The sequence below is a fragment of the Porphyromonas sp. HMSC065F10 genome, from assembly GCF_001808555.1.
GTDB lineage: Bacteria > Bacteroidota > Bacteroidia > Bacteroidales > Porphyromonadaceae > Porphyromonas_A.
The window spans coordinates 29616-38145 of record NZ_KV793797.1; the positions used below are offsets into that span (position 1 = coordinate 29616).

Genomic DNA, 8530 nt, shown 5'->3' on the forward strand with positions numbered 1-8530 from the left:
CCCCCCGTCGGTATAGGGCGATGTATGCGGGATCCATCATCCGTTGGTATAGGGCGATGAATGTGGGATCCTCCCCCCGTCGGTATAGGGCGATGAATGCGGGATCCTCCGGTCGGTGGTATGTGGCAACAAATGCGGGATCCTCCACCCGTCGGTATAGGGCGATGTATGCGGGACCCGTCATCCGTTGGTATAGGGCGATGTATGCGGGATCCGGCACCTGTCGGGCAGGGTTGGTCGGGGCAGGCACCCCTTGTGGGTGCCCGTTTCCTAGCCACAGGTCGAGGGGCGCAGCCCCGAAGACCCGTGGATAGGTCGTTAACCCAGTCCCGACCCCTTGCGGGTCGCAGACACAGCTAAGAGTTTGATTTCCCTTCATCATTACTTATCCCGTGCATAATGGCGAGCCATTCGTCGTGGAATGAGAGTTTCTTATGATGCTCCTGCTGGTTTTGTATATATCTGCAGCAGGAGTCTACACGTTCTCTGCTGATTGCCTGACAAAAGTACCCCTCTTGCCATCTAAATCTCCCTCTATAGCCCATCTGCTCGTTGATGAGCTTGTTCGTTGCCTTCTTTAGCTCCCTCATGTAATCAGAGATTACGAGGGCAGGGCTCTGTACGTAGATGAGGAAGTGCAGGTGGTCAGGCATACCATTGATGGTCATCACGTGCACATTATGCTTATTAGAGAAGCCTATTATGTATTGCTGTGTACGGACTCTCACCTCATCGCGAAGCAGCGGCTCCCTCTCCTTCGTCGAGAAAACGATGTGATAAAAAGCGGAGAAGTAGGTGTGACGATTGCAGTCCATGGCGGTACTGTCAGTGCGACCCGCAAGGGGTCGAGGTCCGGACGATGATCTGTCCACAAGTCATCGCCGCTGTCGCGGCTCGACCTGTGGCTATGAAGCGTGGATCCCTGGCGGGATCCATCACCCATCGGTATAGGGCGATGAAAGCGGGATCCGTCACCCATCGGTATAGGACGATGAATGCGGGATCCGTCACCCATCGATAAGGGTCTGTCGGGGCAGGCACCCCTTGTGGGTGCTCGTTTCTTAGCCACAGGTCGAGGGGCGCAGCCCCGAAGACCTGTGGATAGGTCGTTAACCCAATCCCGACCCCTTGCGGGTCGCACTGCAGGGACACCATCTCGGCTCAGTCTCGGAAGGCGGGATCCCCCTTGACGGAGCTGTACTCGGACTTAAGGGCGGCGAGGGTCTTCTCCGACACCGGTACGAGGGGCAGTCGGAGGACGTTGGGTGCCAGCCCCATCAGACTGAGGAGCGCCTTGGCTCCGGAGGGGTTGCCGTCCACGAAGAGGAGACGGAAGGTCTCCTTGAGGAGCCGGTGGGTGTGGAGCGCCTCCTTATCCCTTCCCTCAGCGAGCAGGTGAACCATCTCGGCAAAGGTGGCGGGGTAGGCATTACCGATCACGGAGATCACGCCGTCAATGCCCATGGTCATCAGAGGATAGGTGATGGTGTCGTCACCCGAGAGGACGAAGAAGTCCTCCGGTGCGCGATGCCGGACGAGATCGATCTGCCCGACGATGCCGCTCGCCTCCTTGATGCCGATGATGGCGGGGCAGTCGTTGGCAAGGCGGATGGTGGTCTCGGGGAGCATATTCACCCCGGTGCGCGAGGGGACGTTGTAGATGATGATCGGGATGGGCGACACCTCGGCGATGGTGCGGAAGTGGCGGTAGAGCCCCTCCTGGGAGGGCTTATTGTAGAAGGGGCAGACCACCAGGGCGGCATCGATGCCGGTGAGGTCCATCGTGGTGAGGCGGGTGATCACCTTGAGGGTGCTATTGGAGGAGACGCCGACGACGAGCGGCAGGCGGTCCTGATTGACCTCCACGAAGGTCCGGATGACCCGGTCCTGCTCCTCCTCCGTGAGCGTGGGGGTCTCAGCGGAGGTGCCGAGGGCGACGAGGAAGTCCGCCTTACCCTCTATCTGACGGCGGATCAGCAGGCGGAGGCGGTCGTAGTCGACGCTCTTCGTCTCGTCATCGGTGAAGGGCGTCACCATCGCCGTCCCGAGTCCGCGGAGGTATAGGATCCTTTTGGTAAGCATAGCTATCGTACTATAGTATATTTCTTTGAGACAAATGTAAGAGAATTATTCCTCTTCGTGGTGCCATCTCCCCGCCTATAGGCATTGGTGAAAACAGGGATCATCGGGGACTTAGGGGCGTAGGGTGAGGGGCGTGCCGGGGGTGAGGGTCACCTGCTGCTCTTGGTCGCGGGTGGCATCGCGGAGGATCACCGTGGTGGGGTCGGCGAGGCGGCTGCGGAGCGTCACTTCGGTCACCTTCCCCTCGCTCCAGCGGCAGTCCACCTCCACACCGCCGCGGGCGCAGAGTCCGCTGTAGCTACCGGTGTGCCAGAGGTCCGGCAGGGCGGGGAGGAGCTCGATCACCCCCTCGTGGCTTTGAAGCAGCATCTCGGCAATGCCGGCGGTGCCGCCGAAGTTGCCGTCGATCTGGAAGGGCGGGTGGGCGCAGAAGAGGTTGGGCAGCGTGCCACCTATATTGATCAGCTCTCCCTTCTCGTCAAAGGCGGGGACAAAGAGACTCTTGAGGAGCTTGGCGGCGTGGTTGCCGTCCTTGAGCCTTGCCCAAAAACTGATCTTCCACGCCCGGCTCCAACCTGTGCCGGCATCGCCTCGCCTCCGGAGGGTGACGCGTCCCGCATCGGCCAGCTCGGGCGTCTCCCGTGTGGTGATCGCATCTCCCGGGTAGAGCCCGTAGAGGTGCGAGACGTGGCGGTGGTGGATGTCCATCTCGCGGTAGTCCTCGAGCCACTCCATGAGGTAGCCCTCCTTGCTGACCTGCATCGGCGGGAGGAGCGGCAGGGCATTCGCCATCCGGGTCAGGTCGGGATCGTAGGTGCCGAGGATCTCGGCGGCGCGCAGCGTGTGGCGGTAGAGCTCGCCGACCAGCTGAGTGTCCATCGTCGGTCCCATGCAGATGTAGGCGATCTGGGTCGAGTCACCGGGGAGGTAAAAGCCATTCTCCGGCGAGGAGGAGGGTGCGGTGACGAGCCACCCCTCCCTCGGCTCGCGGATCATCGTGGAGAGGAAGAAGCGGGACGCATCGAGGAGTGTAGGGTAGATCGCTCTGAGGTAGGTGGTGTCGCGGGTAAAGTCGTAGTGGTCCCAGAGGTGGCGGCAGAGCCATGCCCCGCCCGTCATCGTCGCTCCCCAGGAGGCATCCTCACCGGGAGCGGTGTAGTAGAAGGGGTTGGTCATCATATGCGCCACCCATCCCTCGGCGCCGTAGAAGTGCTTGGCGGTCCTCTGCCCGCTCTCCCGGAGGGCGGTGGTGAAGTCGATCAGCGAGCGATGAAGCTCGGAGAGATTGGCCACCTCGGCGGGCCAGTAATTCATCTGGACGTTGATATTGAGGTGGTAGTCCGCATTCCACGGCAGCTGGATCCCCTCGCCCCAGAGCCCCTGTAGATTGAGTGGCCAGCTGTCGGGACGACAGCCGGAGATCATCAGATAGCGGCCGTACTGGAAGTAGAGTGCCGCGAGGGAGGGGTCCTCATTGTCCTGATAGCGGCGGATGCGGTAGTCGGTGGTCCGCTTGGCGGCCTCCGTCGGTGCCCCGAGGTGGAGGCTCACGCGGTCAAAGAGCCGGCTGTACTCCTTGAGATGCCTCTTGTAGATCGTCTCGTAGGCGAGGTCCTCCACCTCATCCAGTCGGTCTGATGGTGGCTCCGGGGCGACACCGCCGGCGGGGATGAGGTTGGTCCGAGCGGCGACGAGGAGGATCACGTCATCGGCGTGGGAGACGGAGAGGCGGCTCCCCTTCACTCGCATCTTGCCGCCGGTAGGGATGCAGCGCACCTCCGCCTCGTAGTGGGTCCCCTCGCCACCAAAGCCATCCGGCAGCGAGCCGGTCAGGCGTAGTCCCACGTCCGTCCCCTCGACCGTACCCCCCTCGGGGCGGGAGAGAGAGAGGTCAAAGGAGACCTTCCCCTTATGATCCGCACCGAGGTGTATCACCAGCACGTCGTCCTTACGCGAGGCGAAGTAGGAGCGATTGTACCGCACCCCATTGAGGTCAAAGAACGTATGCGCTACCGCTGTCCGTAGGTCCAGCTCGCGCCGGTAGCCTGTCTCCGCCCCCTTAGGCAGGTGGTGGTCGAGGGTCATGTAGGCGAGCATCTGGTAGCTGCCGTAGGGCGAGTGGGCGCCATCGGGGAGTCCGCTTCCCTTGCCTCCGCAGCGGAAGTACTTATACATCAGCCTCTGCGCACAGAGATTGTCCCCGTCGAGGAGCGCATGTCGGATCTCCGGCAGGTGGCTCACTGCGTCGATGTCGTAGGCGGTGCTGTCGGCACTGCCGCTCCACATGGAGATCTCATTGAGGATCAGCCGCTCGCTCCGCACCTCGCCACCGGTCATCAGGCCGAGCCGGCCGTTGCCGATCGGCAGCATCGCCTCGAAGACCTTCGCCGGGCTGTCGTAGCGGAGCTTGAGTGGGGTCTCCTCGGCCTGGAGAGGGAGCGAGAGGAGTGTCGTAAGGATCAGTAGGAGGTAGTCTCTTAGTCTCATAAGGGTGAGGGATTACAGAAGTGACTCGAAGTAGTCCAGCAGCTCCTCTCTCCCCTCGCTCTTGAGCGAGGAGGTGACGAAGTAGGGCGGCAGCTCGTCCCACTCCTCACGGAGCTTATCGAGGTAGGCGTCTACGCTGCGGCGGGCAGCCGACTTGGAGAGCTTATCTGCCTTCGTGAAGATGAGGGCAAAGGGTACATTATTCACTCCGAGGTGATTGATGAAGTTGAGGTCGATCCGGAGCGGTGCGTGGCGTATGTCGATCAGCACAAAGAGGCAAGACATCTGCCACCGCCGGCTCACGTAGTCATCGATCATCCGCTCGAGCTGCTGCCGCATGGGCTTAGGCACCTTGGCGTAGCCGTAGCCGGGCAGGTCGACGATGTAGAAGCGGTCATCGATGAGGAAGTGATTGATCAGCTGGGTTTTGCCGGGCGTCTGGGAGGTCTTGGCGAGATCCCTCCGCTGAGTCAGCATATTGATCAGGGAGGACTTTCCGACGTTGGATCGTCCGATGAGCGCCAGCTCCACACGATCGTCGTCGGGGCACTCCGCCACGCTGCGGCTGCTCTTGATGAATGTTGCCTCTTTTATTTCCACTGGTATATGGTTTCTTCTTAGCGTTGCTTGGGGGTAAAAAGGTCTGCCACACCGGCGCTGATCCTCTGGGCATTGCTGCGCACCGTGTGGAGGAAGTCAAAGATCGTCTTATCTCGGTCCTCAGGCCTGCCGGAGCAGACGCTCAGGCTGCGCGGCACCGCCTCTATCCGGAGCTCGTGGGTCTCCTCCATCGCATCACCGTCGATGTGGTAGATGACCGACTTGTCGGTCCGGATCGTGATCTGTCGGCCGCGCAGCTGTCGGGTGTACTTGCTCTCTGTCAGGTCGCCGCTGAAGAGCCGGTAGGCGATCAAGCCTGCCTCACCGGGCGGAAACTCCTCAATCGCCGTCACGTCAAGCATGCCATCCACCAGCGACGCATCCGGGGCGATGAAGGCATTGTTGCCATACTGCGATGCATTAGCCACCGAGACGACGTAGGCGTGCACCTCGCTCTCCTCCCCATCAATGGTCAGTCTATAGTCCTCCGCATGGTACTGGCCGAAGAGGTCTACCGTGTCAGCGATGTAGCTGATGAAGCCTCTGGTCTTGCTGGCCGAGAACTTCTCCGACACCGCTGCATCCAGCCCTATGCCGCAGGTGCAGAGGAAGGGCTTCCCATTGACCCGCCCGGTGTCGATCCGCTGCACCTCATGGCGTAGCAGCACCTCGATCGCCGGCTCCAGATCCATCGGGATATGGAGCTCACGTGCGAGCCCGTTTCCGCTCCCATTGGGCAGGATCCCCATCACCGTGTCGGTGCCGATGAGTGCACGGCCCACCTCATTGACGGTCCCGTCGCCCCCCATCACCACGATGACATCAGCGTCTCCCGGGTCGAGAGCGCGGTGGTAGGCATCGTCCGGCTCCCGGGTGACGAAGCAGGTCACCTCGTGCCCCTGCTCCAACAGCAGAGACACCGCCCTCGACGCCATCTCGATCGCATTGGCGTCGGGGCCGGAGACCGGATTGATGATCAGGAGGTACTTCATGGGCGTCTCTCGTCGGAGATGATGCTGGTGGGCAGAGGGTCAGCCGTGATCCGGTTGTAGCTGCGGCGGCTGGCGATGATGTCTATGGCGGTGTAGATCGCCGAGCGGAAGGAGTGCGGATCGGCGATCCCTCGGCCGGCAATGTCGTAGGCGGTGCCGTGGTCGGGCGAAGTGCGGACGATCGGGAGCCCGGTGGTGACATTGACGCCCGTGTCCATCGCCAGGAGCTTAAAGGGGATCAGCCCCTGATCGTGATACATTGCGAGGATGCCGTCAAAGGTGCGGTAGCTGCCGCTCCCCCAGAGCCCATCCGGAGCCACGGGGCCAAAGACCTGTATCCCCCTCTGCCACGCCTCCTCAATGGCGGGGGCGATCACCTCCGGCTCCTCACGCCCGATGAGACCATTCTCCCCAGCATGAGGATTGAGACCCATCACGACTAAGCGGGGCTTGACGATGCCGAAGTCTCGTATCAGCGACTGCTCCAGCGTCACGATAGAGGCCACTAAGTGCTCCCTCGTGATCAGCGAGGGGACCGCCGAGAGGGGCTCGTGGATCGTCGCCAGTGCCACATGCATCCCTGACGGCTCGGTGAAGAGCATCAGCGGGTGGCTATCGGGGAAGTAGGAGGCGAAGAACTCCGTGTGTCCCGTAAAGGGAAACTCCGACCCCGTCGTCATATCCTTGTGTATCGGTGCGGTCACCACCCCATCCAGCCGCCCGGCGACCAGATCCTCGGCCACATCCCTCAGTGCGCGGGCAGCGAGCAGTCCGGCAGCCCGTGTGGGCTCACCGGGGGTGACGTGTAGGTCAATCCCGCTGGCATCGGTCTCCACGATGTTGATCTCTCCCTCGCGCGCCTCATCGGCGTGATGGATGCGGTGAAGCCTCTCGGGCAGGTCGAGGGTAAAGCGCTTCCTGTAGTAATTGTAGATCGCTTCGGAGCCATACAGGACCGGCGTCATCAGGCGCAGCATCCGGCTGTCAGCGAGGCATCGGAGGATCACCTCGTAGCCGATGCCATTGAAGTCCCCGTGCGTCAGTCCGACGCGCGGAGTGGTCTCGTGGAGCGCTTGCTCTTTCCTTTTATTATCTTCCGGCTTACTCATTCTGTCGGTATCTCTTCTTCCACGCCATCGGGTGTGGGGGTGACGACAAGTTCGTCTATGGTATTGGGCATCTTATGTGTCCTGAAGTCTGCCCCTATCGGGCGGATCGTGTAGAGGCTCGCCTCCGCATTCAGCAGCATATTCCGCTGCTTCTCACCGGGTGCGTAGATGAAGACCTCACCGATGACTAAGTTTCGCCCACTCTTATCCAGCATTCCCTGCATCACGAAGGAGCCGCCCATCATATCATTCGTCATCTCCCAGAGCCCCCTCAGCTCGCCTCGGTAGTCCCCGAGGTAGGTCATGCCGTGGTAGTAATTGAAGGGCGGAGCATCCCGCTTCGTCGTCGTCATCTGGCTGCCGGGGTACTTCCCGGTGATGATGCTCCCGAGGATCGAGTCACGCAGCTCGGTGAAGTACTCCTCGGTGAAGGTATTGGGATTGCGGTAGGGGATGGAGTAGACGACGAGGTCGATCCGCTTGGACTGATCCATATTGGATGCCCAGACAAGTCCCCTCTGTGCCCTTGTGAAGTCGAGTCCCGTGGGCGGATTCATCGTCACGCCGACGGAGTCCTCGATGAGCTGACGGATGGGATTGGAGAAGGTCTGCTCTAAGTAGTCCTGCCGGCGCTTCAACTCCTCGGTGTAGATCAGCTGGACCAGCTGATCTCCCCGGCTCTGCAGGAGGGTGTAGATGTCCTCGAGGTTGCGTCCCTTGGCGTGGATGATCAGCTGCCCGGAGGCGTAGTCGTTGCGCGACAGCCCCACGGAGGGACCGCTGTAGGTCTCCGGGTCGATCGAGACGTAGAGGATGTTGCGGACCCGGCGGACAAAGGAGACGAAGTTGGACGCCTCCACGAAGGAGATGTCCGTCATTGGCTCCGGCTGCGGCAGGATCGTCACCGGCTGCCCGAAGTAGAAGGTGATGCTGTCCCGTAATGCCTGATTGTCTATGTTGCCGTCAGGGACGACGGCGATCAGACTGAGGGCATTGCCGGTGGCGCTGGTGGTGCTCCGCCGCTTCTTCCCATTGCAGGAGGAGAGGAGGAGTAGGGCTGAGAGCAGCGCCACGATATAGGTGAGAGATCTGCGTGTCATACTATATTTATATATGGAGGAGAAATGATTGCCACCTACAAATGTACCGAAAAGCGCCCACACCTCCGGCGGCCTTTCGGAGGAGATCAGTGGTGCCGCATTTGAGTATTGGGGTAATCATATACCAAGGGGGCTCATCCGTGAGGCACCCGAAGGGTGC

At 61.2% G+C, this 8530-nt stretch carries 9 protein-coding genes; 1 reads left to right on the forward strand and 8 read right to left on the reverse strand.

The genetic code is table 11. From position 1 onward, the window contains the following. On the reverse strand, nucleotides 1-184 hold a 184-nt coding region (locus HMPREF2890_RS09095; RefSeq protein WP_210394778.1), incomplete at its 3' end, for a hypothetical protein. A 172-nt stretch (nucleotides 185-356) separates the two neighbouring features. Then, nucleotides 357-815, reverse strand: coding sequence for an IS200/IS605 family transposase (tnpA, locus tag HMPREF2890_RS05865; protein ID WP_070466516.1), 459 nt, complete (start codon nucleotides 813-815; stop codon nucleotides 357-359). Between the two features lie 44 nt (nucleotides 816-859). On the opposite strand from tnpA, the gene HMPREF2890_RS09100 reads away from it, so the two are divergent. After that, nucleotides 860-1021, forward strand: a complete 162-nt coding sequence (locus HMPREF2890_RS09100) for a hypothetical protein (RefSeq protein WP_168160423.1) — start codon at nucleotides 860-862, stop codon at nucleotides 1019-1021. Between the two features lie 140 nt (nucleotides 1022-1161). Here the strand turns inward: HMPREF2890_RS09100 and dapA are convergent, their stop codons facing one another. The 6 genes from dapA to HMPREF2890_RS05895 form a co-directional block, all read right to left on the reverse strand. Next, the gene (dapA, locus tag HMPREF2890_RS05870; protein WP_070466518.1) at nucleotides 1162-2082 is read right to left on the reverse strand and encodes a 4-hydroxy-tetrahydrodipicolinate synthase; all 921 of its coding nucleotides are present in this window, start codon (nucleotides 2080-2082) and stop codon (nucleotides 1162-1164) included. 111 nt (nucleotides 2083-2193) lie between these two features. Then, entirely contained in the window at nucleotides 2194-4569 is a 2376-nt protein-coding gene (locus tag HMPREF2890_RS05875; protein ID WP_070466520.1) for a glycoside hydrolase family 95 protein, read from the reverse strand. Nucleotides 4570-4581: 12 nt separating this feature from the next. After that, nucleotides 4582-5169 carry a ribosome biogenesis GTP-binding protein YihA/YsxC gene (gene yihA, locus HMPREF2890_RS05880; protein WP_070466522.1) on the reverse strand — a complete coding sequence of 196 codons (588 nt, stop codon included), beginning with the start codon at nucleotides 5167-5169 and terminating at the stop codon, nucleotides 4582-4584. 17 nt (nucleotides 5170-5186) lie between these two features. After that, the gene (locus HMPREF2890_RS05885; protein WP_070466524.1) at nucleotides 5187-6161 is read right to left on the reverse strand and encodes a diacylglycerol/lipid kinase family protein; all 975 of its coding nucleotides are present in this window, start codon (nucleotides 6159-6161) and stop codon (nucleotides 5187-5189) included. After that, nucleotides 6158-7270 carry a 4-hydroxythreonine-4-phosphate dehydrogenase PdxA gene (gene pdxA, locus HMPREF2890_RS05890; RefSeq protein WP_070466526.1) on the reverse strand — a complete coding sequence of 371 codons (1113 nt, stop codon included), beginning with the start codon at nucleotides 7268-7270 and terminating at the stop codon, nucleotides 6158-6160. Before pdxA ends, HMPREF2890_RS05885 begins: the two co-directional genes overlap by 4 nt. Then, complete coding sequence (locus tag HMPREF2890_RS05895) at nucleotides 7267-8370, reverse strand: DUF4837 family protein (RefSeq protein ID WP_070466528.1); 1104 nt, start codon at nucleotides 8368-8370, stop codon at nucleotides 7267-7269. The genes pdxA and HMPREF2890_RS05895 overlap by 4 nt, the downstream gene beginning before the upstream one ends. Nucleotides 8371-8530 lie beyond the last annotated feature (160 nt).

Excerpts from the sequence above, each read along its gene's own strand:
- tnpA (WP_070466516.1), bottom strand. The coding sequence starts at position 815 with ATGGACTGCAATCGTCACACCTACTTCTCCGCTTTTTATCACATCGTT.
- HMPREF2890_RS09100 (WP_168160423.1), top strand. The coding sequence starts at position 860 with ATGATCTGTCCACAAGTCATCGCCGCTGTCGCGGCTCGACCTGTGGCT.
- HMPREF2890_RS05875 (WP_070466520.1), bottom strand. The coding sequence starts at position 4,569 with ATGAGACTAAGAGACTACCTCCTACTGATCCTTACGACACTCCTCTCG.
- HMPREF2890_RS05895 (WP_070466528.1), bottom strand. The coding sequence starts at position 8,370 with ATGACACGCAGATCTCTCACCTATATCGTGGCGCTGCTCTCAGCCCTA.
- HMPREF2890_RS05885 (WP_070466524.1), bottom strand. The coding sequence starts at position 6,161 with ATGAAGTACCTCCTGATCATCAATCCGGTCTCCGGCCCCGACGCCAAT.
- pdxA (WP_070466526.1), bottom strand. The coding sequence starts at position 7,270 with ATGAGTAAGCCGGAAGATAATAAAAGGAAAGAGCAAGCGCTCCACGAG.
- dapA (WP_070466518.1), bottom strand. The coding sequence starts at position 2,082 with ATGCTTACCAAAAGGATCCTATACCTCCGCGGACTCGGGACGGCGATG.